The organism is Streptomyces roseoverticillatus, assembly GCF_000719265.1.
Classification (GTDB): domain Bacteria; phylum Actinomycetota; class Actinomycetes; order Streptomycetales; family Streptomycetaceae; genus Streptomyces; species Streptomyces roseoverticillatus.
Genome location: NZ_JOFL01000005.1, coordinates 236137 through 261046, shown reverse-complemented (window position 1 = coordinate 261046; position 24910 = coordinate 236137). Strand labels below are relative to the sequence as shown.

The following is a 24910-nucleotide window of genomic DNA, read 5'->3' as shown; positions in this document are numbered from 1 at the left end:
GTCTGGCGTTGACTTTTGGCACGCTGTTGAGTTCTCAAGGAACGGACGCTTCCTTTGTACTCACCCTCTCGGGCTTTCCTCCGGGCGCTTCCCTTCGGTGTTTCACACTCTATCAGGAGTTTTTCCGCTCTCCCGCCACTCTGTTTTCCGTAAACACAAAAGGCATACGGGCACACAGCAGCAGAACTGAGAAAGGATCACTTCTGATGGGGTGCTGCCCCCACCTTGCCGGCAGTTGTCTGCGGGCCTCGGTCGTGGGCAGGGATCTGACAGTACATGCCCTCCCCACCCGAGGCAAATCGATTACGCACCGCACACGCCAGGGGCCCTCTTCACTCGTGCGGAATCCTCAGTTCCTATGACTTAGGCTTCCGATCAGTGCGCCGTCCAGGACAGGTAGTGACGGCGCGTGACGAATCTCCACCTGGGAGGCTTCCCATGACCACCGTGTCGTCCCCGATCGCCGGACGCGCCATCGGACTCGCGGCAGTGCCCGATCCGGTCTTCTCCGGCGCGATGGTGGGACCCGGTACCGCCGTCGACCCCGTCCGTGAGCCGCACGCCGCGGTCTCCCCCGTCGACGGTGTCATCGTCTCGCTGCACCCGCACGCGTTCGTCGTCGTCGACGCCGAAGGCCACGGTGTGCTGACGCACCTCGGCATCGACACCGTCCAGCTCAACGGCGAGGGCTTCGAGCTGCTCGTGAACAAGGGTGACACCGTGACCCGCGGCCAGGAGGTCGTGCGCTGGAACCCGGTCGCCGTGGAGGCGGCCGGCAAGTCGCCGATCTGCCCGATCGTCGCGCTCGAGGCGACCGCCGACTCGCTCGGCGACGTCCGCAAGGACGGCGACGTCAAGGCCGGCGACCAGCTCTTCAGCTGGCAGTAGCCGATACCGCTCCCAAAAGGGGGAGCGGCACGTACGACATCCAACCGCGGCGGCACGGGCCGCCGCATCAACCGGAGACGGGTGAGATGGAGACAACGCTGCGAGGCGTCGGCGTGAGCCACGGTGTGGCCATCGGCGAGGTCCGGCACATGGGCACGGCGGTGCTGGAGCCGCCGGCCAAGCAGATTCCGACGGAGGAGGCGCCGCGCGAGCAGGGCCGCGCCCGCCAGGCCGTGGAAGCTGTGGCCGCCGACCTCATCGCGCGCGGCAACCTGGCCGGTGGCGAGGCCCAGCACGTGCTGGAGGCCCAGGCCATGATGGCCCAGGACCCCGAGCTGATGGCCGACGTCGAACGGCGCATCACCGTCGGCAGCACCGCGGAGCGCGCGGTGTACGACGCCTTCGCCGCCTACCGCGCACTGCTCGCCAACGCGGGCGAGTACCTGGCCGGCCGGGTGGCCGACCTGGACGACGTGCGGAACCGCATCGTCGCGCGCCTGCTGGGCGTGCCGATGCCGGGCGTGCCGGACAGTGACGAGCCCTATGTGCTGATCGCCCGGGACCTGGCTCCCGCCGACACGGCGCTGCTGGACCCGACGCTGGTGCTGGGCTTCGTGACCGAGGAGGGCGGGCCGACCAGCCACAGCGCCATCCTGGCGCGGGCGCTCGGCGTGCCGGCGGTCGTGGCGCTGCCGGGCGCGGGCGAGCTTGCCGAGGGCACGGTGGTGGCCGTGGACGGCAGCACGGGTGACATCTTCGTGGACCCGAGCCCGGAGAAGCGCGCCGAGCTGATCAAGACGGCCGAGGAGCGCAAGGCGGCGCTGTCCGCGTCGTCCGGCCCGGGTGCGACGTCGGACGGTCACAAGGTGCCGCTGCTGGCGAACATCGGTGGCCCGGCGGACGTGGCGGCCGCGGTCGAGGCGGGTGCGGAGGGCGTGGGCCTGTTCCGTACCGAGTTCCTGTTCCTGGACGACAGCGCGAAGGCGCCGTCCGAGGCCAAGCAGGTCGAGGCGTACCGCAAGGTGCTGGAGGCGTTCCCCGAGGGCCGTGTGGTCGTGCGGGTGCTGGACGCGGGCGCGGACAAACCGCTGGACTTCCTGACGCCGGCCGACGAGCCGAACCCGGCGCTGGGCGTGCGGGGTCTGCGCACCCTGCTCGACCACCCGGAGGTGCTGCGCACGCAGCTCACCGCGCTGGCCAAGGCCGCCGAGGGGCTGCCGGTCTACCTCGAGGTCATGGCCCCGATGGTGGCGGACCGCACGGACGCGAAGGCGTTCGCGGACGCGTGCCGCGAGGCCGGGCTGCAGGCGAAGTTCGGGGCGATGGTGGAGATCCCTTCCGCCGCGCTGCGGGCCCGTTCGATCCTGCAGGAGGTCGAGTTCCTGTCGCTGGGCACCAACGACCTGGCGCAGTACACGTTCGCGGCCGACCGTCAGGTCGGTGCGGTCTCGCGGCTGCAGGACCCGTGGCAGCCGGCGCTGCTCGACCTCGTCGCCGCGTCCGCCGAGGCGGCCAAGGCCGAGGGCAAGAGCTGCGGCGTGTGCGGCGAGGCCGCGTCGGACCCGCTGCTGGCCTGTGTGCTGACCGGTCTGGGCGTGACGAGCCTGTCCATGGGTGCGGCGTCGATTCCGTACGTCCGCGCGACGCTGGCCAAGCACACGCTGGCCCAGTGCGAGCGTGCCGCTGCCGCGGCCCGTGCGACGGACTCCGCGGAGGAGGCCCGGCTGGCCGCGCAGGCGGTGCTGTCCGGCGAGTGAGCCGGCCGTCGCCGTAGCGGTGACGTGAGCTGAGAGGTGAAGGGTGTCCCGCCGGGTGGCGGGGCACCCTTCATTCGTTCTTTCTTCCTGCGTTCCTCGGGCCGCTCAGTCCTCCAGGGGCAGCCCCGCGCGGTAGTCGACACCGGGCTCCGGAGGTACGGGTTCGCCGGTGCGGGCGTCGGTGCAGTAGGCGGAGAAGACTTCCGCTTCGGTCAGCGGGTGGAGTCTGCCGCCGCCCTTGAGGTTCCAGCCGCGGACGGTGTCGCGCCGGCCGGGCAGCGTGCTGCGCAGGACGACTCCTCCGGGCCGGTCCGTGGCGATGCCCGCCGCGAGGACCGTGCAGAAGAGGAGGGCGGCCGCCTCGCCGAGGTGCAGCAGTCCGTCGTCGCGGGTCTCCGTGTGGAGCACGGCGACGAGCGGGGCCGGCCCTTCGGCCGGGACGCTGCAGACGAGGTGGTGGGTGCCGGGGCCGGCCGCTTCGATGATCCGCCGCAGGAGTGCGGTGGCCCGGGCGAAGGCGGCGCGGCCGATGTCCTCGCCGCAAGCGTCGCAGTCGCCGCGGGTGAGCAGGGCGGAGGCGTGCTCCCAGGTGGCCTGTTGTTCCGCTTCGGCGACGAGGCGGGGCAGCAGGCGGGCGAGGGGCTGGCCCTCGTAGGTGACCTTGGTGCCGGCGGCGGCGACCTCCGCGGTGTAGCGCGTGCGGCTGGCGGGGGTGTCGGGGTCGAGGTGGGACTCGGTGCAGAACTCCTCGTAGCCGGCGGGGTCGAAGAGGGCGACGCTCGTGTGCGTGCCCCGGGCGGCGAACTCGCGCAGCAGGCCCTCCATCTGCCGCATGTACGTGGCGTGGTCGTCGAAGGTGAAGCTTGTGTAGCCCTGCATGGCCGCGAAGTCCTCCGCGCCGGCCAGGACGGCCACGGTGCTGGGGACTTCGCTGCGCAGCCGGCGGCGGGCGCTGACCATGCGCCGTTCGGTGAGCGGTCTCTTCCTGCCGTCCCGCTGCTTGGTGTGCGGCCGTTTCCCGGCCGGGGTGCGCTTCCCGCTCCCGGTGCGGCCCCCGCCCGCCGGCCGTCCTCGGCCGTCGCTCGTGTGCGCCATGTGTCTCCCCCTCAGCGCGTGTAATCAGTGCTCACTCACCGTAATGCGAGGCACTGACATTGCGGTCTCGTCATCGTCTCGGGTGAGCCTGCGCTGGGCGAGGCACATGACGGCGAGGCCTGTGCCGAGGCCGAGCCAGCCGAGGGGGCCCGTCGCGATGGCGCCGGTCACAACCAGGGGTCCGGCGCTGCGCTGGGCGGCCTGGGCGAGGCCGTGGACGCCGAGGTAGGCGCCCTGGGCCGTGGGCGGTGCGAGGGCGACGGACAGTTCCCAGGACACGGTGGCGTGGAGCATCTCGGCGACGGTGAAGGCGACGGCGGCCAGGGTCAGTGCCGTTGCGGCGAGCCAGCGGGTGCCGGTGGCGGAGGCGGCGAGGGCCGCTCCGCCCGCGAGGAAGGCGACCGCCAGGGGGAAGAGCGTGCTGCGTGCCTTCGCCGGGGTCTTGCCGAAGCGGGCGAAGGGCACCTGGAAGCAGACGACGAGGACGTTGTTGAGGACGAGGAGGAGGGGAACGGCCTGGTGGGGAAGGGTCGTTGCGGTGACGGCCCACAGGGCGAGGCCGACGTTGAAGACGGAGTCGTCGAGGAAGAGGATGGCGTCGGTGGCGGTGTAGGCGAGGTAGCGGCGGTCGCGCCAGGGGTTGGGTCCGGGGGCGGGGGTCCCCTCCCCCGCTGCAGGGGTGCCGGCCCCCGCTCCGGTGCCGCCGGTGGCCACGACCTGTGACGGCGACGGCGGTTCGCCGCAGCGCAGGGTGAGCAGGGCGATGGCGGCGAAAGAGAGTGCGTCGCCGGTCAGCAGCCAGCGGTAGACGGCGGTCGTTCCGGTGCTGAGGGCCGCGGCCGCGACGAGTCCGCCGACGGCCCAGCCCACGTTGGAGACGGTCCGGTTGACGGCTTGGTAGCGGCTGCGGTCGGGGCCCGCGACGCGCGTCGCGTAGAGCTTGGTGAGGACGGAGGACGCGCGGTCGCCGAGGCTGCCGGCGGCGGTGACGGCGAGCAGGAGCCGGAGGTCCGTGGTGGTGAGGAGCGCGAGGGAGGCGACGGCGCGGAGGGCCTGGACGGCGGCGAGCAGCGGCCGGAGGGGGACGCGGTCGGCGAGGAGGCCCCCGAGGGGCGGGCCGGCGATGCCGACGGCGCCGGAGACGCCGAGCAGCAGGCCGATCTCGGCCGTGCTGAGGCCTGCGACGTAGGTGAAGTACAGGGCTGCTGTCGCGCCCCAGAGGCCGGAGCCGGCCTTGTCGACGAAGGTGACGGCCAGCATGCGGCGGCCGTCGCGTCCCCCCGGTATCTGCATGGTGCTGATCCCCCTTGACCCGGATATTGTATTGATACATAATCAGATCTGTGGCAACACAATATGAGTTCACGGGTACGAACGCCAAGGGAATCGCCGCGTCCATCGAGCGCGGCGTCGCCGACGGCGCCCTGGCCCCCGGGAGTTCGCTCCCCCCGGTGCGCGCGCTCGCCGAGCGGCTCGGCGTGAGCCCGGGGACGGTCGCCACCACGTACAAGGAGCTGCGCCGCCGGGGCATCGTGGTCACGCGCGGGCGCGGCGGCACGGTGGTGGCCGAGGCCCCCGCGGTCGCCTCCCGGCGCCCGCCGAAGGTGCCGGCAGGGCTGCGCGACCTGGCGGGCGGCCATCCCGACCCGGCCTTCCTGCCCGAGCCTGTACCGCCCGCGCAGCTGACGCACGGGGCGCGCTCGCACCGGTCGGCGCCGCGGCTGGCGCGGCTGGAGGAGATCACCCGCGCCTGGTACGAGCGCGACGGCGTCCCGTCCGGGCACGTGACCTTTGCGCACAGCGCGCTCGACTGCGTGGCTCGGCTGCTCGCCACCGAGCTCCGCCCCGGTGACGCGGTGGCGATGGAGGACCCCGGCTACCACCACATGCTCGACCTCGTGCCCGCGCTCGGCCTGCGGATCGTGCCGGTCGCGGTGGACGGCGAGGGGATGCGGCCGGAGGAGCTGCGGACCGCGGTGCGCGGCGGGGTGCGGGCCGTCATCTGCAGCCCGCGGTCGCAGAATCCGTACGGGGGCGGCTTCACCGCCGGGCGCCGCGACGCCCTGGCCGCGGTGCTCGCGGAGGCGCCGGAGGTCCTGGTGATCGAGAACGACTACGCCGCGGAGGTCTGCGGTGCCCCACTGCACAGCCTGACCGCCGGGGGCGGTCTACCGCGCTGGGCCCAGGTCCGTACGGTCACCAAGCACTTGGGGCCCGACCTGCGCTGGGCGGCGGTGGCCTGCGACGCGACGACGCTGGCGCGGCACGACGGGCGGCTGCTGCTGACGTCCGGCTGGGTCAGCCACCTGCTGCAGGAGACGGTGGCCGGGCTGCTGACCGATCCGTCAGCTCTGGCCCTCGTGGCGGAAGCCCGCGCCGCCTACGCCGCGCGGCGCGAGGCGCTCATCGGGGAGCTGGCCCGGCGCGGGATCCCCGCGCACGGGCGCGGCGGGCTGAACGTGTGGGTGCCCGTACGGGACGAGGCGGCCGTGGTCAACGGGCTGCGGTCGTCGGGGTGGTGGGTGGCTGCGGGGGCGCGGTTCCGGATCGGGGCCGCGCCCGGGGTGCGGATCACTGTGGCGGATCTGCGGCCGGCCGAGGCGGTTCGGCTTGCCGCCGATTTTGCGGCTGTGCTGGGTGAGGCGCAGGCTACGTACGGGGGGTGACGGGCTGGTTCAGCGGGCCTTCCCCAGGTCCTCGTAGAACTTCAGCAAGTCCGCGTTGTCCACCGAACCCGGGTTGACCGCCTTCTCCAGGGGCGTGCCCTGGAGGAGGCGCTTGACCGGGACCTCGATCCGCTTGCCGGTGAGGGTGTGCGGGATCGCCGGGACCTCGATGACCTCGTCGGGGACGTGGCGCGGCGAGAGGTTCTCGCGGATGGTGCGCTTGATGCGGTCCAGCAGTTCGTCGTCCAGCCGGGCGCCCGGCGCGAGGTGGACGAAGAGCGGCATCCAGTAGCCGCCGTCCGGCTGCTCCGCGCCGATGACGAGGGACTCGCGGATCTCGGGGAGGCGTTCGACCACCTCGTAGATGTCGGCGGAGCCCATGCGGACGCCCTGCCGGTTGAGGGTGGAGTCGGAGCGGCCGTGGATGACGACGCTGCCGTGCGACGTGAGGGTGATCCAGTCGCCGTGCCGCCAGACGCCGGGGAACATCTCGAAGTAGCTCTCGCGGTAGCGGGCGCCGTCGGGGTCGTTCCAGAAGCGGAGGGGCATCGACGGCATGGGGCCCGTGACGACCAGCTCGCCGACCTCGTCGACGACGGGCTTGCCGTGCGGGTCCCAGGCCTGCAGGTCGGTGCCGAGGCAGGGGGCCTGGAGCTCGCCGATGTGGACCGGGAGGGTCGGCACGGCGCCCGCGAAGCAGCTGCACACGTCCGTGCCGCCGCTCACCGACGCGATCCACATGTCTTCCGCGACCTCGTCGTGCAGCCAGCGGAAGCCGTCCGGCGGCAGCGGCGAGCCCGTCGTGGCCACGCACTTGACGCGCGAAAGGTCGAAGTCCCGGCCGGGGTGGACCTCCGCCTTGCGGCAGGCCATCACGTACGCGGCCGAGGTGCCGTAGAGGGTCGCGCCGGTGCGCTCGGCGACGCGCCACTGGGCGCCGGTGTCGGGGTGGCCGGGGCTGCCGTCGTAGAGGACGACGGTTGCGCCCACGAGGAGGCCGGAGACGAGGAAGTTCCACATCATCCAGCCGGTGGAGGTGTACCAGAAGAAGCGGTCGCCGGGGCCGAGGTCGCAGTGCAGGGAGAGCTGCTTGAGGTGTTCGACGAGGATGCCGCCCTGGGACTGGACGATGGCCTTGGGCAGGCCGGTGGTGCCGGAGGAGTACAGCACCCACAGCGGGTGGTCGAAGGGAACCTGTTCGAAGACGGGCTCGGTGTCCGCCGCCACCAGGGCGTCCCACTCCAGGGCGCCCTCGGGGGCCGGGGTGCCCAGCAGCGGGATGTGGACGACGGCGCGCAGCGTGGGCAGGCCGGCGCGGAGCTCGGCGACGGTGCCGGCGCGGTCGTGCTCCTTGCCGCCGTAGCGGTAGCCGTCGACGGTGAACAGGACGACGGGCTCGACCTGCTGGAAGCGGTCGAGGACGCTGCGGGCGCCGAAGTCGGGCGCGCAGGAGGTCCACACGCCGCCGACGGCCGCGGTGGCGAGGAAGGCCACGACGGCCTGCGGGATGTTGGGCAGGTAGCCGCTGACGCGGTCGCCGGGGCGCACGCCGAGGCGGCGCAGCTCGGCGGCGAGCGAGCCGGCCTGCCGGCGCAGCTCGGCCCAGGTGACGGGGCGCGGCTCGTGGGTCTCGTCGACGGCGAGGAGGGCCGGTTCGTCCGCCCGTGCGGGGTCCTCGGCGGCGCGCAGGGCGTGTTCGGCGTAGTTGAGGGTGGCACCGGGGAACCAGTGCGCGCCGGGCATGGAGCGGTCGGCGAGGACGCGCTCGTAGGGGTGGGAGAAGCGGACGCCGGACCATTCGGTGAAGGCCTGCCAGAACGTCTCCAGCTCGTCGACGGACCAGCGGTGGAGCGCGGCGTAGCTCGCGGCGGGGTCGCCGGGGACGGCGGCCGGGGCGCCGTGCCGCTCGGCGGCCCATTCCTGGAAGCGGGTGACCTGTGCGCGGGCGATGCGTTCCGGGCCGGGGCTCCAGAGGGGCTCCGGGCTGCCGGCGTGCTGCGGTGCGGTGGTCATGGCTGCTCCCGGGCTCCTGCGCGTCGTGGGCGGTGCCGCGCAGGGCCGGGTGAGCGCATGGCGCGGCTGAGCAAGGACGATGCCACGTGATCGACTCCTGCACCAGAGCCGGTGGCGTACATCTCCCTCACTCTGCTCCGTGCATCTCCTTCACTCTGCTCCGTGCGCGCGCGGGTCCCCCCCCCCCGTCCTCCCTGCGCGGGTGAACGCCGTCTGAACGCCGGGCGCCGGCGATCGTGCGGGTGGCAGGCTGAGCAGCATGGATGCGCGTGATCTGCTGCGGTTAGTGAGGACGGTCCGTACGGCGCGGGGGGTGCGGTCCCTGCGGTCGGCGCTGCGGCGGCGGTGCACGGACAGGGCGGGGCTGCCGCGGCCGGGTGCGGAACGGGCCCGGGTGCCGGGTGCGGCGCGGGGGGCGGATCCCCTGCCGGGCGGCGGAGTGGTGCACTTCGCGCGGTCGTCGCTGCGGGTGCGGGTGGCGGCGGGGGGTGCGGTGTTCTGCGGCTGGGACGGGGCCGGGCCGGAGGCCTCGTACGCTCTGGCCGGGCCGGGGCCGGAGGCGGACGAGCGGGCGGTGCTGGAGCCGGACACCGACGGCGGCTGGCGGGTGGTGTCGGAGCGGGTGCTGGTCGTGGTGGGCCGGCACGGGACGGTGGAAGTGCGGACGCCGGGCGGCGTCCTGCTGCGGCGGGACCTGCCGCCGCGCTGGTGGGAGCCGGCGGACGCGGCGGGCACAGCGGCGGGCGGGCGGCAGGGCGGGGCGCGCTGGGCGGTCCGGTCGGAGGTGCCGGCGGACGCGCGCTTCTTCGGGCTGGGCGGCAGGTCGGCGGGTCCGCGGCTGCGGGACGGCACGTACCGGCTGTGGAACACCGATCCGGACGGGGCGTTCGGGCCGGGCGACGATCCGCTGTACATCACGATGCCGGTGCAGCTGGTGGTGGCGGACGCGGGGACGCACCTGGTGTTCCACGACGACGCGTGGGACGGGCGGGTCACGCTGGCGGAGGGCGAGGAGGGGGCGGGCTCCGGCCACGACCGGCCGGGCCGGTGCGAGGTGCGGATGGACGGCGGCCCGCTGCGCTACTGGGTGCTGGTGGGGACGCCGGCGCGGGTGCTGCACGGCTGGTCGGTGCTGACGGGAGCCGCCGCGGTGCCGCCGTCCTGGGCGCTCGGGCACCATCACGCGCGCTGGGGCTTCGGCAGCGAGCAGGAGGTGCGCCGGGTGGTGGCGGGGTACGCCGAGCGCGGGCTGCCGCTGTCGGCGCTGCACCTGGACATCGACCACTACCGGGGGCACCGCGTGTTCACGGTGGACCGGGAGCGGTTCCCCGATCTGCCGGGGCTGGCGGCGGAGCTGCGGGAGAAGGGGGTGCGGCTGGTGTCGATCGTGGATCCGGCGGTGAAGGCCGAGCCGGGCCAGTGGGTGTACGACAGCGGTGCGGCGGCCGACGCGTTCGTGCGGGACGGCCGGGGGCGGCGGGTGCGGGGCGAGGTGTGGCCGGGCGAGTCGGTCTTCCCGGACTTCACGGATCCGCGGGTGCGCAAGTGGTGGGGCGGGCTGTACGGGGAGCGGCTGGCGCAGGGCTTCTCGGGGGTGTGGCACGACATGAACGAGCCGGTGTCGTTCGCTCCGTTCGGGGATCCGTCGCTGCCATTGTCGGCACGGCACTCGCTGGAGGGCCGCGGCGGCGACCACCGCGAGGCGCACAACGTGTACGGCCTGTCGATGGCGCGGGCGGGCTACGAGGCGCTGTGCGAACTGCGGCCGGGTGAGCGCCCGTTCCTGTTCTCGCGCTCGGGCTGGGCGGGCATGCAGCGCTACGGCGGCACGTGGTCGGGCGACGTGGCGACGGGCTGGCCGGGGCTGCGGGCGTCGCTGGCGCTGGTGCTGGGCCTGGGGCTGTGCGGGGTGCCGTACTCGGGGCCGGACGTGGGGGGCTTCTCGGGGTTCCCGTCGCCGGAGCTGTTCGTGCGCTGGTTCCAGCTGGGCGCCTACGTGCCGCTGTTCCGCACGCACTCGGCGATCACGGCGGGGCGGCGGGAGCCGTGGGAGTTCGGCGCGGAGGCGCTGGAGCACACGGCGGAGGCGCTGCGTGAGCGGACGCGCCTGCTGCCGTACTTCGTGACGCTGGCGCACCTGGCGCAGCGCACCGGGGCGCCGTACGTGCGGCCGGTGTGGTGGCGTTCGCCGGAGGACCGGGCGCTGCGGGACTGCGAGGACGCGTTCCTGCTGGGTGACGCGCTGCTGGTGGCGCCGGTGCTGGAGCAGGGGGCGGACCGGCGGGCGGTGCGGCTGCCGCGCGGGCGGTGGTACGACACGGCGACGGGCCGGGCGTACGAGGGGCCGGGGCAGGTGCTGCTGGACGCGCCGCTGTCGCGGATCCCGGTGCTGGCGCGGGCGGGCTCGGTGATTCCGGTGCAGGGCGAGGCCGCCGGTTCGGTGGAGCTGGAGGTGTGGGCCCCGGCCCCGGGCCGTACGGGCGGCGGCGTCCTGGTCCCCGACGCGGGGGACGGATGGGATTCGCCGGAAGTCGTGCGGTTCACGACGTGCCTGCGGGACGGGGCGGTCGTGGTGGAGCAGGAGGGTGCCGGGGCGGTGGGGTATCCCGTACGGGTGCGGGGCGAGGGCGCCCGGTGAAGCGAGGGGCGGGCGCTCTTCCCCGGGCGCCCGCCCCACTGCTATCAGGAGGGCATGGACAGAACCCGGTTCCCTGCCGCCCTGCGGGCCGTCACCCTGCTCATAGCGGCTCTCCTGGCCCTGCTGACCTTCCCGTTGTCGCCGCCGGCGCAGGCGGCCGCGCACGAGCCGCGCCCGCCCCGCGGGTTCGTCGCCCTCGCCGACGTGGACCCGACGATCCTGCAGGAGATGCGGTACGTCACCGTGCACAACTTCACCGGCCACCGCGTCGACGGCTACCGGCGGCCCCTGTGCGTCCTGACGCGGGAGGCCGCCGAGGCCCTGCACCGGGCGCAGCGCTCGCTGCTGCGCCGGGGCTACTCGCTGAAGGTGTACGACTGCTACCGCCCGCAGCGGGCCGTGAACGACTTCGTGGAGTGGGCGAAGGACCTCGCGGACACGCGGATGAAGGCGGAGTTCTACCCGCGCGTGGACAAGACCCGGCTGTTCGCGGACGGCTACATCGCGGAGAAGTCGGGGCACAGCCGCGGCAGCACGATGGACCTGACGCTGGTGAAGCTGCCGGCCCGGCCGGCGCGGCCGTACGTGCCCGGTGAGCCGCTCGTGCCCTGCTACGCGCCGCGGTGGCAGCGCTTCCCGGACAACTCGGTCGACATGGGGACGGGCTTCGACTGCTTCGACACCCTCGCGCACACGCTGGACCCGCGGATCACGGGCGTGCAGCGGGCGAACCGGATGCTGCTGAAGACCGCCCTGGAGGGCGTCGGGTTCGTCAATCTGCCGGAGGAGTGGTGGCACTTCACGCTCAAGCCGGAGCCGTTCCCGGACACGTACTTCGACTTCCCCGTGCTGCGCCGTCCGGGCCTTCCCATGCCTTGACGCGCCGTCACGGCGGGTGAACACTTCCCGTCCGGACAGGTCCGGACGGGAAGTGCACGGGAACGCCGGTGGAACGCCAGCGTCCGGACAGACTCCCAGGTCAGGAGACGCCATGACGGGTCCGTACGTCGCCGCGATCGACCAGGGCACCACGTCCAGCCGCTGCATCGTCTTCGACCGGGAGGGCCGGGCCGTCGGCTCGGACCAGCGCGAGCACCGGCAGATCTTCCCCAAGCCGGGCTGGGTGGAACACGACGCCGCCGAGATCTGGGCGAAGGTCCAGGCCGTGGTGGCGGGTGCGCTGGCCGCGGCGGGCCTGCAGGCCGGGGAGCTGAGCGCGCTGGGCATCACCAACCAGAGGGAGACGACGGTCCTGTGGGACCGCTCGACGGGCAAGCCGGTGCACAACGCGATCGTCTGGCAGGACACGCGCACCGACGCGCTCTGCCGCGAGCTGGGCGGCGCGGACGGGCAGGACCGGTTCCGGGCGGCGACGGGCCTGCCGCTGGCGAGCTACTTCTCCGGGCCCAAGGCCGCCTGGCTGCTGGAGCACGTGCCGGGGCTGCGGCGGCGGGCCGGGAACGGCGAGATCGCGTTCGGCACGGTCGACTCCTGGCTGGTCTGGAACCTGACGGGCGGCCCGGACGGCGGGGTGCACGTCACGGACGTGACGAACGCGTCGCGCACCCTGCTGATGGACCTCGGCACGCTCCAGTGGGACGCCGGGATCCTGGCCGCGATGGGCATCCCGGAGGCCGTGCTTCCGGAGATCCGCTCGTCCAGCGAGGTGTACGGGCGGGCCGTGGGGCCGCTGGCCGGGGTGCCGGTGGCCGCGGCGCTCGGCGACCAGCAGGCGGCGGTGTTCGGCCAGACCTGCTACGGGGTGGGCGAGGCCAAGAACACCTACGGCACGGGCAGCTTCCTGCTGCTGAATACCGGGACCCGGCCCGTCCCGTCGAAGAACGGCCTGCTGACGACGGTGGGCTACCGGCTGGGCGGCGAGCCCGCCGTCTACTGCCTGGAGGGGTCGATCGCGATCACGGGCGCGCTCGTGCAGTGGTTCCGCGACCAGCTCGGCCTGATCCGCTCGGCCGGCGAGATCGAGGCGCTGGCGGCGAGCGTCCCCGACAACGGCGGCGCGTACATCGTGCCCGCCTTCTCCGGCCTCTACGCGCCGTACTGGCGCGCGGACGCCCGCGGCGTGATCACCGGCCTGACCGGCTACGTGACGCGGGCGCACCTGGCGCGGGCGGTGCTGGAGGCGACGAGCTGGCAGACGCGGGAGGTGGTCGACGCGATGTTCCAGGACTCCGGCGTGCGGATCAGCTCGCTGAAGGTGGACGGCGGCATGACCGCCAACGGCCTGCTGATGCAGCACCAGGCCGACGTGCTGGGGGTGCCGGTGATCCGGCCGGTGGTGGCGGAGACCACGAGCCTGGGCGCGGCGTACGCGGCCGGTCTCGCGACGGGCGTGTGGCGCGATCCGGAGGAGCTGCGGGCGCACTGGCAGCGGGACGCGGAGTGGACGCCGCGGCGGGCGCCGGAGGAGCGGGAGGCCGAGTACCGGGTGTGGCGCAAGGCGGTGGAGCGGAGCTTCGGCTGGCTCTAGCCGCGCGGGCGGCTCCAGCCTGATGCGGGCGCCCTAGCCGGCCCGGTCCGCGAGTTCGGCGAAGCGCTGCTCCACCACCGACACCAGCACCCCCTTCACCGATTCCTTCTCCCGCGCGTCGCAGAGGATCACGGGCACCCCGGGGTCCAGGTCGAGGGCGGCCCGCACGTCCTCCTCGGGGTAGCGGGCGGCGCCGTCGAAGCAGTTGACGGCGAGGGTGAAGGGGATGCCGCGGCGCTCGAAGTAGTCGACGGCGGCGAAGCAGTCCTGCAGCCGGCGGGTGTCGGCGAGGACGACGGCCCCCAGGGCGCCGCGGGCCAGCTCGTCCCACAGGAACCAGAAGCGGTCCTGGCCGGGGGTGCCGAAGAGGTAGAGGACCAGGTCCTCGCGGAGGGTGATGCGGCCGAAGTCCATGGCGACGGTGGTGGTGCGCTTGCCCTCGACGCCGGCGGTGTCATCGACCGGCCGGCCCGCCTCGGTGAGCAGTTCCTCGGTGCGCAGCGGCCGGATCTCGCTGACCGCCCCGACGAGGGTGGTCTTGCCGACGCCGAAGCCTCCGGCGACCAGGAGCTTGAGGGCCACCGGGGCCGGCGCGGGGCGCGTGCGGCCGCGGTCGGAGCGCAGGAGCCTCATGGTTGTTCGTCCTCCGGTCGGTGGGGTGCTCCGGGGTCCGGCGCCCCCGGTGGATGGTGATCGTTCCGTAAAGACCATGGCCACGACAAGTCTCTGCGGAGGTCCCGTCAGGTCGCTCCGGCAGCCCGCGGGCCGCCTCACAGGGCCCGCAGGCCGTCGATCACCTCGCGCAGAATGCTTTCGTCGGGCAGTTCGGCCGGCGGCACCGGGCGGGTGACCCGCACCAGGCCCGCGTTCAGGAGGTCGCCGACGAGCACCCGCACCACGCCGACCGGCAGGTCGAGCCCGGCGGCCAGCTCCGCGACGGAGCGCGGCAGGTCCGCCGTGAGGTCCACGATGTCGAGGTGTTCCGGGGACAGCGTCTGGTCGGCGAGGGCGGCGGCGGGGCGGCCCGCCGGGTCCTCGGCGACGACGACCGCGATGAGGTCGAGGCCGGCGCCGTCCGCGAGCCGGGTGCGCCCGCGGGTCATGGCGTACGGGCGGACCACCGGGCCCGCCGCGTCGTCGTACCAGCGCACGTCCCCGTCGCCGGAGCCGTCCCCGGGCAGGCCGGCGGTCACCCGTCGGCGGCCACGCCGGTGCGCGGAGCCGTGGCCAGGTGCGCGCCCACCCGCTTGACCAGCAGGGTCATCTCGTAGGCGACCTGGCCGATGTCGGAGTCGGCGTCGGCGAGGACGGCCAGAGCACTGCCGTCGCCGGCGGCGGTGACGAAGAGGAACGCCTCGTCCAGCTCGACGACGGTCTGGCGGACCTTGCCCGCGTCGAAGTGGCGGCCGACGCCCTTGGCGAGGCTGTGGAAGCCGGAGGCCACGGCCGCCAGGTGCTCGCCGTCCTCGCGCGAGAGGTCCTTGGAGGTGCCGGTCGCCAGGCCGTCGCCGGAGAGCACGAGCGCCTTGCGGATGCTGCCGACGCGCTCGACGAGTTCGTCGAGGAGCCAGTTCAGCTCGCCCGTGGCGGCCGGCGAGCCGCCTGCTGCGGTGGTTGTCGCGTTCTCGGCCTTCGGTGCGGTCATCGACCGTCCCCCTCAGATGTGGTTCGTGGTGCTGTTCTCGGTGATCTTTCCGGTGTGTCCGCCTCATTGTGCTCCCGGGCGCGCTGCCAGCCGCGCTGGAGGGCGGCCATCCTGGCCCGCACCTCGTCGGCGTCGCGCTCGGGTTCCGGACCGGCGGTGTCCGGGCCGGTGGCCCCGCCCCGGGTGCGGGGGGCCTCCGGATCCTGCTTCAGCTGGGGGGCGAGGCTCGCCTGGCGCACGCGCCGGGGCAGCCCGCCGGTGGGGGTCCGCTCGGCCCCGTGCTCCTCGGGAAGCGAAGGGGAGGGCCTGCGGCGGGGCAGGGGCACGAGGGCGCCGCCCGCCCGGTGGTGTTCCTCGCCCTCGTCCGCGCGCGGCTCGAACGGGCAGAGCACGTCGTCGTGCGCTGCCGGATCCGCGGGGGACGCGGGGAGGCGGCCGGGGGCCGGGGAGAGCGCCTCGCGCCGGGGCGGCGCCGTGCCGCGGCCGGGGGCGAGGAGCTGCTCGCCGGTGTCCTCGTCCCCGGGGCGGGATGCGCCGCCCGGCCCGGCCCCGTCCTCGGTGAGCAGGTCCAGGGGGATGAGGACGACGGCGGTGGTCCCGCCGTACGGGGAGGTCTGGAGCGTGACCTTGACGTCGTGGCGGCGCGCGAGGCGGCTGACGACGAACAGGCCGAGCCGGTCGGTGTCGGAGAGCTCGAACTCGGGGGTCTCGGCGAGCTTGAGGTTGGCCTCCAGCAGGGCGTCCGGGGGCATGCCGAGGCCCCGGTCGTGGATCTCCAGGGTGAAGCCGTTGGCGACGCGCTGGCCGTGCACCTGCACGGCGGTGTGCGGCGGGGAGAACACGGTGGCGTTCTCCAGGAGTTCGGCGACGAGGTGGGTGAGGTCGCCGACCGCGGGGCCGCGGACGGCGAGCCGGGGCAGGCGCCGCACCTCGATCCGCTCGTAGTCCTCGACCTCGGCGACGGCGGCGCGGACGACGTCCATGAGGCGGACGGGCTTGCGCCACTGCCGGGCGGGGGCGGCCCCCGAGAGGATGACGAGGCCCTCCGCGTGGCGGCGCATGCGGGTGGTGAGGTGGTCGAGGCGGAAGAGGTCGGCGAGCTCCTCGGTGTCCTCGGTGCGGCGCTCCATGGCATCGAGGAGGGTGAGCTGACGGTGCAGCAGGACCTGGCTGCGGCGGGCGAGGTTGACGAAGACGTCGGAGACGCCGCGGCGCATGTCGGCCTGTTTGACGGCGGCCTCGACGGCGGCCCGCTGCAGGGTGTTGAGGGCCTTGCCGACCTGGCCGAGCTCGTCCGGCCCGAACACGCGCAGCGGGGCCTCGGCGGCGAGGTCGACCTTCTCGCCCGCGGCCAGGCGGCGCATGACGGCGGGCAGCCGCACGCCGGAGACCTCGTGGGCCTCCTTGCGCAGCTGCCGCAGGTCGCGCACGAGGCCGCGGCCGATGCGCAGCGAGATGACGAGGGAGGCGACGAGCGCGGCGGCGCCGAGGACGCCGGCGACGGCGGCCTTGGTCAGGACGCGGGCGGCGATGGGCTCGACGCGGTCCGCGTAGCGGTCGGTGGCTTCGGTGTTCATCCGGGCGAGCTCGTCGAGGACGACGCCCGCGGCCTTCTCCCAGCGCTGGGAGTCGATGGTCTGCGGGGCGCGGGTGGAGCCGGCGAGGATCGCGGTGTCCTCGGCGGCGCGCAGGGTGTGCGGCGCGGTGCCGCGCCAGTACTCCTCGAAGATCTTCTGGTCGGCGGCGGGCAGGACGGCGAGGTTGGTGCTGTAGAGGATCTGCCGCTCGGCGACGCGGTCGGAGACGGCCCGCAGGTCCTGGCGGCTCATGGTGCCGGCGGTGAGGGCGGCGGCGAGGAGGGCGTCCTCGCGGGAGAGCGCCTCGCGGGCGCGGGCCACGCCGATGAGGGCGCGGGCCTGCTTGTCCATCTCGGCGTCCTCGAAGGCGCCGAGGCTGCCGAGGAAGGCGTAGTACGGCTCCACCAGGTCGTTGTAGGCCTGGAAGGCGCCGTGCCGGCTGATGGAGGCGTCCTGCACCTTGCCGCGCAGGCCGTCGAGGTCGCCGAGGGCCTTCTCGATGCGCCGGTAGCGCACGTCCGTGGCGGGGCTCATGTCGTCGCGGACCTTCGCGGCGCCGGTCCGGAAGGCCGCGGCCGCCCGGTCGGTGGCGGCCTGCTGCTCGCGCAGGAGGGCGAGGTGGTCGGCGCGGCGCGGGTCGGCGAGGAGGACGAGGGTCTGGCGGCGTTCCTTCTGCAGCGCGCGGACGAGGTCCTCGGCCGGGAGGCCGGCCGTGCGGATGGCCCCGGCGGCGGAGAGCAGCCGGGCGGCCTCCGTGCCGGTGATCACGGTGGCGAAGACCCACAGGCCGGTGAGCGACACCAGCGGCACCAGCAGCAGCGCCACGATCTTCCGGCGGATGGACTTCCCGCGAAAGCGCATGGCCTCCCCAACGTCGACCCCGCTCCGGAGGCGTGGTGTTCCGACAACAATGCGGCGTGAGCCTACTACTGCGCGGTACGAGACTCGAAGACCAGTACGGTCATCAGACCGCCGGGACGGCCACCCGTATGCGGTAATTCCTTGCCCATGGGAACTATCGGGCACCCTCCTTCGCTCTTGTGGAGGGAGCCGGACCGCAACGGCCGGCCGTCGGCACGGGAGCCGGCGGAGCGGTCCGCCGACGAGGGGGTGAGCTCGTGGAGCGGGATCATGACGTCCCGTCGGACCGGGCACGACCGCCGCTGTGGGTGGAGGAGCCCGCCCGCAGGCACCGGATGCCGGATCCGGTGCGCACGGCCGCGGTGCGCGCGGTCCTTTTCGTCGCCGTCACGATGGTGCAGGGCATGGTGGCCGCGCTGTTCGCGCTGGCCGGGGCGTGGCTCGCCCTGCCGGCGCTGCTGTGCGCGCTGGCGAGTGTGGTGGCCACCACATGGGCGGTGCTGGACGTGTGGGTGACGCGGCAGGTGTGGCGGCAGCGGCACGGAGTGGTGTCCGTGCCCAGCAGCACGGCGCGTGCGGGCAGACGGGCCCGTCGCCCCGGCTTCCCCTGATCGTCAACTGCCGGGTAGGTTCGGCAGTTGACGGTGGCGTACACCGGGCACGGGCGGGCTGACGGGCCATGGGGGGATGTACGGATGGCGGAGCGGGACCGGGCGGTACATCGGATTCCGGAGATCCTCCGGGACGCCGGCTGGACGGTGTGTCTGGTCGGCGAGGAGCAGTCGGGCAAGCTGGCCCAGGTGACCGCCGGACTGCGGCGCGGCCCCGACCCCTCGGGCTCGGGCAAGCTGATCACCTCCGGCTTCTCGTACTGGGGCCTGGAGTCGACGGTGGCGTGGGCCCACGCGTGCAACGACCTGTACTACCCGGTGATGCGCGAGAGCATCGCCTCCTTCAGCCGCCGCTGGCGCGGCCTGAGCGAGCGGCTCCCGGACGGGCCGCTGCACTACGTGAGCCTCGGCCCCGGCACCGGCCAGAAGGACCAGGCGCTGCTGCGCTCCCTGGACAGCCATGGCCGCTGCGGCTGTTACCTCCCGGTGGACGTCAGCGCGGAGATGCTGCGCCTCGCCCAGCGCGAGGCGCTGCAGCACCTGCACGTGCCCCCCGCGGACGTGCTCCCCGTCCAGCTGGACTTCTCCATGCCCGCCAACCTCGACCGGCTGGGCACGCTGATCCGCAGCACGGTGGGCGACGAGCCGGTGGTGTACTCGCTGCTGGGCAACACCCTGGCGAACTTCGACAGCGACACGCAGTTGCTGACCCTGCTGGCGGAGAAGCTGCTGCGGCCGCAGGACCGCTTCCTGCTGGAGGTGGCGAGCACGGCCGGGCAGGACGAGGTGGCGGCGCGGGCCGCCGCGCAGGAGTACGAGAACAGCCCGCGCTTCCGCGAGTTCGTCACCAGCGCCCTGCTGCAGTACACCGACCTGCAGATCGACATGAACAGCCTCACGTGCGAGGGGCTCGTCGAGGACGACCGGTCGCTTCTGGTCAAGGTGATCTACCGCAACCGCACCGGCGGCGAGCTGGAGCTGACGCTGCCCGACCGCAGCACGGTGCCGTTCCCCGACCAGGACACCATCCGCCTCCTGCTCAGCCGGAAGTACACCCGGGCGGGGCTGGAGAAGATGCTGGTGGACGCCCGGGTCACCACGGTGGGCGAGACCCACGAGGCCGGGCACACGTCCTTCGACCGGCCCGCCTTCGGGATGACGCTGCTGCTCCTGGCGAAGGGCGACGGGGTGCGGCCCGACGGGCCCAACCCCTTCGACTGACGGGGCGTCACCGTGACGGGGTTCCTCGGCCGCTTCAGCCGGCAGTTCTTCGCCGCCGCCACCATCGCCTGCCTGCTGCTCGCGCTCGGCATCTGCAGCTGGTGGCTGGCCGTGGCCCAGGGCCGCGACGGCCGCTTCGAGCCCGCCACCTCCGGGCTCGCGCTCGTCGCCGCCATCACCGGGGTGTACGCCGAGCGGCGGGCGGCCGCCCGCGAGCGGCGCGCCCAGGTGCGCCGCGCCCTGGCCGACGAGCTCGTGAAGAACACCGAGCTGCTGACGGGCGGGGGCTTCGCGCCGCTGGACCGCTTCGCGCCGAAGGCGCGCGTCTACCCCCGCCTGGTGCAGTCGGCGACGGACGCGGCGCTGGTGTCCGGGGTGTTCTCCGAGCCCGGGCACACCGAGCTCGTCTCCCTGCTGCACCGCTGGCGGGACGCGGTGCACGACTTCAACCGGCGGCTGGACCTCACCGAGCTGCGCACGTACGTCTCCCGGGTGCCCGCCGAGGAGCTGCTGGCCATCGACGAGGCCATGCATCGCCCGGGCGGGCAGCTCGACAGGCTGCGGGAGCTGCGGGACAGCATCGAGGAGGTGCTGCGGGCCTAGCGGAGCGGGGTGCCGCGGGCCCGGCGGATCAGGCCTGTGCCGGTGCCTCCTCCGCCGGGCGGCGGTACATCCGCGTCGCCGTGATCTGGCCGTGGACCTGTTCCCCGTCCGGGTCCTGCTGCTGGGGCAGGCCGGGGCGCAGGTGCTCCTCGACGCTGATGTACTTCAGGCCCGCCCTCAGGTCCGCGTCGTTGCGCAGCCGGATGACCAGCGGGAACTCGGCCAGGGCCGTGGTGTCGAACAGGCCGGTGGTGTACAGCAGCTGTACGCCGAGGGCGTCCGCGACGGCCCGCTGGAGCTCCAGCAGGTACGTGGCGTTGGCGCGGCCGATGGGGTTGTCGAGGAACAAGGTGCCCGCGTGGCGCTGCTTGTCGCGGCCGCGGTCGTTGCTGCGGAGCGCCGCCATGGTGCAGTACAGGGCGATGGCCGCGGTCAGCAGCTGGCCGCCGGAGAACACGTCGCCCATCTGCCGGACGGGCACCCGCTCGGCGCGCAGCACCGCGTCGGGCTTGAGGATCTCCACGGCGACGCCGCGCGGCTGCAGGGCCGCCTGGACGCCGCGCAGCAGCAGGGACATGCCGTCGCGGCGCAGGTCGGAGTTCTTCTTGACCGCGGAGCGGGTCGCCTCGTCGATGACCTCGCCGAGGCGCTCGGTGAGGGTGCTCTGGTCGGGGTCGTCGAAGCGGATGCGCAGGAACTCCTGGCCCGACCACTCCCCCAGGCCCTCGGGCAGCCGGGACAGGCGCTGCGCGGAGCGCAGGGTGGTGAGCGAGGACTCGACGAGGCCGCGCAGCCGGTCCACGATGCTGTCGCGGTTGCGCTCCAGCTGCTCCAGCTCGTCGGTCAGCACGCGCAGGCGGGGCGCGAACGCCTCGGCCCAGGCGGCCGCGTGCTCGGGCAGAGCGGCCGCGGGCAGCTCCCGGATCTGCTGGCGGGCGGGCGTGCGCACCTGCTCGTAGCGGGTGGAGTTGGCGTGCCGGACGAGGACGTCGCTCGCCTCGCGGACGGCGGACTCGGCGGCCGACAGGTCGCCCGAGCAGCCGCGCAGGGAGCGGCGTGCCTCGGCCGCGGCCTGGCGTGCCTCCTCCAGGCCGCCCGTGTACGGCTCGGGCTCCTCGGTGTCGTCCTCCGGGGAGTTGTCACGCAGCAGGTCGCGCAGGAGGGCGGCGGTGTCGTCGAAGCCGGTGACGGCGTCCTCGGCGGCGCGGTGGGCGCGCAGCAGGTCGCTGTGGGCGGTGCGGGCGCGCTCCAGGGCGTCGGTGCGGGCGGCGAGTTCGCCGGTGACGGTGCGCAGGAGCTCCTTGGCGCGGTCGGCGTCGCCGGGCACGAGCTCCTCGGGGAGCTCGGTGTGGGCGTCGCCGTCGGCCGGGGCGAGGCGCTCGGCCTCTCCGCGCAGCCGGCCCAGCTGCTCGCTGGCCGCGGAGGCGCGGCTCTCCAGCATCTGGACGAGCTCCTCGGCGCGGGCCGCGGCGGCCTGCCGGGAGGGCCCGTCGGCGCCTTCGGTGCCCTCCAGGAGCTGGGCGGCGCGGGTGCGCACCTTGTTGGTGAGCCGGTCCAGTTCGTTGCGGGCGGCGCTCTCGTCGCTCTCCGCGCGGGCCTGCTCGGCGCGCAGGTCGGCGCCGACGCCGACCTTCTCGTAGACCTGGGAGGCGGCGCGGTAGGCCTCGCGCAGGGCGGGCAGCGAGGCGGTGGGGGGCTCGGCGGCCTCCGGCACCTCGTCGGGGGCGCCGGCGATCTCCGCGCGCTCGGCGCGCAGGGCACGGGCGGTGCGGCGGGCGTCGTCGGCGGCGCGCTGGGCCGTGCGGCGGTCCTCGTCGGCGGCGCGGGCGCGGTCGACGCACACGGCCGCCCGCTCCTCGGCCTCGGCGGCCTCCTCGGCGAGCTCGCGGGCGCGCGTCTGCCAGTTGGCGCGCTCGCGCAGGCGGTAGGCGAGCCCGGCGAGGGCGTCGGCGACGCGGCGGGCGCGCTGGGCGGTCTCCTGCCGCTCGTCGCGCACGCGGGCGGCCTCGGCAGAGGTCTCCTCGGCCTCGGCGCGGGCGGCGCGCAGGCCGGTCAGCTCCTCCTGGGCGGTGTCCGCGGCGGCGCGGGCGCGGGTTGCCTCGGCGGCCAGCTCGGCGAGGCGGCCGGCGGGGCAGCCGGCGCGCCAGGAGGAGAGGCGGGCGGCGAGGGTGCGGTCACCGGCGAGGCGGGCCGCTATGGCGCGGATCTCCTCGTCGCGGGCGAGGGAGCGCTCGCGCAGGGTGTGCCGCTCCTCATCCGCCGCGCGCTCGTCGTGCATGGCGGGGTTGGGGGCCACGAGGAACACGCCGGTGTCCTGCCGGCCCGCCTCCGGTACGGGGGCGAGCAGGGCCTCGGAGGTGCCGACGGCGAGGGCGGAGCGGGGCAGCAGCGAGGCGGCGCCGAGGACTTCGCGGGCCCGGGCGTGGGAGTCGGCGTCGGTGATGACGACGCCGTCGACGAGCTCGGGGCGGGCCGCGAGGACGGCGGCGTGCCGGGCCGGGTCGACGGCCTGGGCGAGGTAGCGCCAGCCGGGCAGGGCGGGGATGCCGTGCTCGCCGAGGTACTCCACGGCCGCGAGGACGTCGGGGCGGGGCGGCAGCAGGCCGCCGTCGCCGAGGGCGCCGAGGATGCGGGAATCGTCGGCGGCGGCCGTGCGCAGGTCGAACAGCTGCCGCTCGGAGGCGGCGACGCTCTCGTCGAGCAGCTCGCGCAGCGCGTCGGCGTTGCGGTCGAGCTCCTCGGCAGTGAGCGGGCCCGTCACGGGCGGCAGCTCCGCGCGGCCGCGGGCGGCGGCCGCCCGTACCGCGCCCGGGTAGTACAGGCCCGCGGCCTGCGGGTCGCCCTCGGCGGAGCGGCGCGGGGCGGGCGGCTGGCCGTCGCCGTACGGGCCTTCGCCCGCGCGCGGGCCGGGCACCTGGCCGGCGGCGGCCGGCTCGGGCAGGCCCAGCAGTTCGGTCAGGCGCCGCTCGGCGCCGATGGACTCGGCTGCGCGGCGCTCGGCGTCGTAGGCCCCCTCGGCGGCCGTGGCGGCGTCCGCCGCGCGGGCCGCGGCCAGCTCGGCGCGGCTCTCGGCGGCGGCCGTCTCCTTGGCCCGGTCGGCGGCCTGGCGGGCGGCCTCGCGCGCGGCCTCGTAGGCGGCGACGGCGGGCTTCTCGGCGTCGCTGGCGGCGAGCGCGGCGCGGGCCGGGTCGGCGTCGGGGCCGGTGTCGTCGATCCAGCCGGCGCGGACGGCCTCGGCGGTCTCCTGCTCGACCTCGGCCAGGCGCTGGCGCAGGTGACCGGACTCGCTGCGGGCGCGCTGGGCCTCGGTGGCGGCGGCGGTCGCGTCGCGGTGGGCGGCCTCGCTCGCCTCCTGGAGGGCGGCGGAGCGCTCCTCCTCCTCGTTGGCGCGCTGCTCGCCGTTCTCGGCGGCGGTGTTGAGGGCCCGTACGAGCTCGGTGGCGGCCTGGGCGCGGGCGGCCAGCGCGGGGGCGGCGTCGCGCTCGGCCTCGCGGATGGCGGCGGCGACGCGCGCGGAGCGGTCGGCGGCGGCGCGGTGGCGCAGGACGGTCTCGGCGGCCTGCCAGGCGGAGTGCAGCGTGCGGGCGTCGTTGAGCTCGCGGCGCTGGGCGGCGGCGGCCTTCTCTGCCGCGGCCAGGGCCAGGGAGGCGTGCCGGTAGGCGATCTCGGCGGCGACCAGGGAGCTGCGGCCGCGCCCGGTCTCGGCGTCGGTGACGGCGTGGGCCGCGGCGGCCACCTGCTCGGCCAGCTCGGCGGCCCGGCCGCGCTCCTCGAACGCGCGGGCGGACAGGCGGCGGGCCAGGCCGCGGGTGCGGCGCTCGGCGCCGGCGTGCACGCCGCGGGCCTGCTCGCGCTTGACGGCGGCGTCGGCGATGCGCGACAGCAGGTCGAGGGAGCCGGCGGTGAAGTCCCGCTCGGCGGTGAGCTCGGCGCGGCGGCCCAGCTTGTGGGCGAAGCCGTGGACGAGGTCGGCGAGGCCGTCGGTGTCGCGGGTGTCGGTGACCGCGCGCAGCAGCAGGTCCGTGAAGTCGGAGTCATTCTTGACGGCGAAGAGGCCGGCGGCCTCGCCCTCGTCGGCGTTCATCTCGCGCTGGTAGCGGAAGAGTTCGGGGTCCAGGCCGAGCTCGCCGAGGTGCTCGTTCCAGCGCTCGTGGATCTCCTCCCACACCACGTCCAGGTGCGGGTAGGCCTTGCCGGCCTCGGTGAGGGCGTCGCGGAAGCCCTTCATCGTGCGGCGGCGTCCCCGTGCGCCCGAAGAGCCGTCGGCGGCGGCGCGCATCGCGGTGGACTCGGCCACGGGCAGGGCGTCCAGGCTCAGGCCCGGGCCCGGCCGGAACGAGTACCAGGCCTCGGCGAACTTCCGCGGGTCGTTGGAGACCTGGCGGCCGCGCCACTCGCTGACCTTGCCGACCACGATCGTCTCGCCCGTCAGGACGTGCTGCCACTCCAGGGCGACGTGCCCGCAGTCGTCAGCCAGCAGGAACTTGCGCAGCACGCCCGAGCTGGCGCCGCCCAGGGTGTTGCGGTGGCCCGGCAGCATGACCGAGAAGATGAGCTTGAGGAGGACGGACTTGCCGCCGCCGTTCTCCAGGAAGAGCACGCCGGCCGGGGCGGGGCGGCGCGGCGGCCCCACGGGCTCCTCCTCGAAGAACTCCGCCTGCGCCGGGGCGGGGGTGGGCACGGGCGCGCCCACTCCCCGGAGGTCCAGCACGGTGTCGGCGTAGCGCGCACCGGCGGGCCCGATGGAGTAGAGGCGGACCCGGGACAGCTCGTACATGGCGGCGGACTCTCGCTTGTCGCAGTGGGAGGGGGCAGCAGGGGGCAGCAGGGGCCGGTAGACGCCGGGG

At 74.6% G+C, this 24910-nt stretch carries 17 protein-coding genes; 9 read left to right on the top strand and 8 right to left on the bottom strand.

The annotated features are described in order from the left end of the window. Positions 1-438: 438 nt before the first annotated feature. Positions 439-888: a PTS sugar transporter subunit IIA gene (locus IF61_RS0107515; protein WP_030365472.1), complete on the top strand. Its 450-nt coding sequence runs from the start codon at positions 439-441 to the stop codon at positions 886-888. 86 nt (positions 889-974) lie between these two features. Continuing rightward, positions 975-2645, top strand: a complete 1671-nt coding sequence (gene ptsP / locus IF61_RS0107510; RefSeq protein WP_030365471.1) for a phosphoenolpyruvate--protein phosphotransferase — start codon at positions 975-977, stop codon at positions 2643-2645. A gap of 105 nt (positions 2646-2750) precedes the next feature. Here the strand turns inward: ptsP and IF61_RS0107505 are convergent, their stop codons facing one another. Both IF61_RS0107505 and IF61_RS0107500 read right to left on the bottom strand, forming a co-directional pair. Then, on the bottom strand, positions 2751-3740 hold the full coding sequence (locus tag IF61_RS0107505; RefSeq protein ID WP_078660023.1) for a hypothetical protein: 990 nt from the start codon (positions 3738-3740) through the stop codon (positions 2751-2753). Positions 3741-3764: 24 nt separating this feature from the next. Continuing rightward, positions 3765-5033, bottom strand: coding sequence for an MFS transporter (locus tag IF61_RS0107500; RefSeq protein ID WP_281178030.1), 1269 nt, complete (start codon positions 5031-5033; stop codon positions 3765-3767). Between the two features lie 50 nt (positions 5034-5083). On the opposite strand from IF61_RS0107500, the gene IF61_RS0107495 reads away from it, so the two are divergent. Then, positions 5084-6406, top strand: coding sequence for an aminotransferase class I/II-fold pyridoxal phosphate-dependent enzyme (locus tag IF61_RS0107495; RefSeq protein ID WP_030365468.1), 1323 nt, complete (start codon positions 5084-5086; stop codon positions 6404-6406). A gap of 9 nt (positions 6407-6415) precedes the next feature. Here IF61_RS0107495 and IF61_RS0107490 read toward each other — a convergent pair whose 3' ends face one another. Then, positions 6416-8419: an acetoacetate--CoA ligase gene (locus IF61_RS0107490; RefSeq protein WP_030365467.1), complete on the bottom strand. Its 2004-nt coding sequence runs from the start codon at positions 8417-8419 to the stop codon at positions 6416-6418. A gap of 259 nt (positions 8420-8678) precedes the next feature. On the opposite strand from IF61_RS0107490, the gene IF61_RS0107480 reads away from it, so the two are divergent. The 3 genes from IF61_RS0107480 (at position 8679) to glpK (ending at position 13545) form a co-directional block, all read left to right on the top strand. Further along, entirely contained in the window at positions 8679-11057 is a 2379-nt protein-coding gene (locus IF61_RS0107480) for a glycoside hydrolase family 31 protein (protein ID WP_043188101.1), read from the top strand. A gap of 54 nt (positions 11058-11111) precedes the next feature. After that, complete coding sequence (locus IF61_RS0107475) at positions 11112-11936, top strand: M15 family metallopeptidase (RefSeq protein ID WP_030365465.1); 825 nt, start codon at positions 11112-11114, stop codon at positions 11934-11936. Positions 11937-12048: 112 nt separating this feature from the next. Further along, a complete protein-coding gene (gene glpK, locus IF61_RS0107470) occupies positions 12049-13545 on the top strand; it encodes a glycerol kinase GlpK (protein ID WP_030365464.1) in 1497 nt (498 codons plus the stop codon). 33 nt (positions 13546-13578) lie between these two features. Here glpK and IF61_RS0107465 read toward each other — a convergent pair whose 3' ends face one another. The 4 genes from IF61_RS0107465 to IF61_RS0107450 all read right to left on the bottom strand — a co-directional run bounded on the left by IF61_RS0107465 (position 13579) and on the right by IF61_RS0107450 (position 17628). After that, the gene (locus IF61_RS0107465; protein ID WP_030365463.1) at positions 13579-14178 is read right to left on the bottom strand and encodes a GTP-binding protein; all 600 of its coding nucleotides are present in this window, start codon (positions 14176-14178) and stop codon (positions 13579-13581) included. 137 nt (positions 14179-14315) lie between these two features. Beyond that, positions 14316-14738 (bottom strand): DUF742 domain-containing protein, encoded by a 423-nt coding sequence (locus IF61_RS0107460; RefSeq protein ID WP_235482145.1) that lies wholly within the window; start codon positions 14736-14738, stop codon positions 14316-14318. Then, on the bottom strand, positions 14735-15190 hold the full coding sequence (locus tag IF61_RS0107455; protein ID WP_030365461.1) for a roadblock/LC7 domain-containing protein: 456 nt from the start codon (positions 15188-15190) through the stop codon (positions 14735-14737). Before IF61_RS0107455 ends, IF61_RS0107460 begins: the two co-directional genes overlap by 4 nt. After that, positions 15187-17628 (bottom strand): sensor histidine kinase, encoded by a 2442-nt coding sequence (locus tag IF61_RS0107450; protein WP_030365460.1) that lies wholly within the window; start codon positions 17626-17628, stop codon positions 15187-15189. Before IF61_RS0107450 ends, IF61_RS0107455 begins: the two co-directional genes overlap by 4 nt. Before the next feature lie 257 nt (positions 17629-17885). Between IF61_RS0107450 and IF61_RS0107445 the strand changes: the two genes are divergently transcribed. The 3 genes from IF61_RS0107445 (at position 17886) to IF61_RS0107435 (ending at position 20063) form a co-directional block, all read left to right on the top strand. Next, on the top strand, positions 17886-18239 hold the full coding sequence (locus IF61_RS0107445; RefSeq protein WP_211264838.1) for a hypothetical protein: 354 nt from the start codon (positions 17886-17888) through the stop codon (positions 18237-18239). 84 nt (positions 18240-18323) lie between these two features. Further along, positions 18324-19460: an L-histidine N(alpha)-methyltransferase gene (locus IF61_RS0107440; RefSeq protein ID WP_030365458.1), complete on the top strand. Its 1137-nt coding sequence runs from the start codon at positions 18324-18326 to the stop codon at positions 19458-19460. Positions 19461-19472: 12 nt separating this feature from the next. Beyond that, the gene (locus IF61_RS0107435) at positions 19473-20063 is read left to right on the top strand and encodes a hypothetical protein (RefSeq protein WP_030365457.1); all 591 of its coding nucleotides are present in this window, start codon (positions 19473-19475) and stop codon (positions 20061-20063) included. Between the two features lie 28 nt (positions 20064-20091). Here IF61_RS0107435 and IF61_RS0107430 read toward each other — a convergent pair whose 3' ends face one another. Further along, entirely contained in the window at positions 20092-24840 is a 4749-nt protein-coding gene (locus tag IF61_RS0107430) for a hypothetical protein (RefSeq protein WP_030365456.1), read from the bottom strand. Positions 24841-24910 lie beyond the last annotated feature (70 nt).

Bases quoted from the DNA above. Each gene is read 5' to 3' on its own strand.
- IF61_RS0107515 (WP_030365472.1), top strand. From the start codon at position 439: ATGACCACCGTGTCGTCCCCGATCGCCGGACGCGCCATCGGACTCGCG.
- ptsP (WP_030365471.1), top strand. From the start codon at position 975: ATGGAGACAACGCTGCGAGGCGTCGGCGTGAGCCACGGTGTGGCCATC.
- IF61_RS0107505 (WP_078660023.1), bottom strand. From the start codon at position 3,740: ATGGCGCACACGAGCGACGGCCGAGGACGGCCGGCGGGCGGGGGCCGC.
- IF61_RS0107500 (WP_281178030.1), bottom strand. From the start codon at position 5,033: ATGCAGATACCGGGGGGACGCGACGGCCGCCGCATGCTGGCCGTCACC.
- IF61_RS0107490 (WP_030365467.1), bottom strand. From the start codon at position 8,419: ATGACCACCGCACCGCAGCACGCCGGCAGCCCGGAGCCCCTCTGGAGC.
- IF61_RS0107480 (WP_043188101.1), top strand. From the start codon at position 8,679: ATGGATGCGCGTGATCTGCTGCGGTTAGTGAGGACGGTCCGTACGGCG.
- IF61_RS0107475 (WP_030365465.1), top strand. From the start codon at position 11,112: ATGGACAGAACCCGGTTCCCTGCCGCCCTGCGGGCCGTCACCCTGCTC.
- glpK (WP_030365464.1), top strand. From the start codon at position 12,049: ATGACGGGTCCGTACGTCGCCGCGATCGACCAGGGCACCACGTCCAGC.
- IF61_RS0107465 (WP_030365463.1), bottom strand. From the start codon at position 14,178: ATGAGGCTCCTGCGCTCCGACCGCGGCCGCACGCGCCCCGCGCCGGCC.
- IF61_RS0107455 (WP_030365461.1), bottom strand. From the start codon at position 15,190: ATGACCGCACCGAAGGCCGAGAACGCGACAACCACCGCAGCAGGCGGC.
- IF61_RS0107450 (WP_030365460.1), bottom strand. From the start codon at position 17,628: ATGCGCTTTCGCGGGAAGTCCATCCGCCGGAAGATCGTGGCGCTGCTG.
- IF61_RS0107440 (WP_030365458.1), top strand. From the start codon at position 18,324: ATGGCGGAGCGGGACCGGGCGGTACATCGGATTCCGGAGATCCTCCGG.
- IF61_RS0107430 (WP_030365456.1), bottom strand. From the start codon at position 24,840: ATGTACGAGCTGTCCCGGGTCCGCCTCTACTCCATCGGGCCCGCCGGT.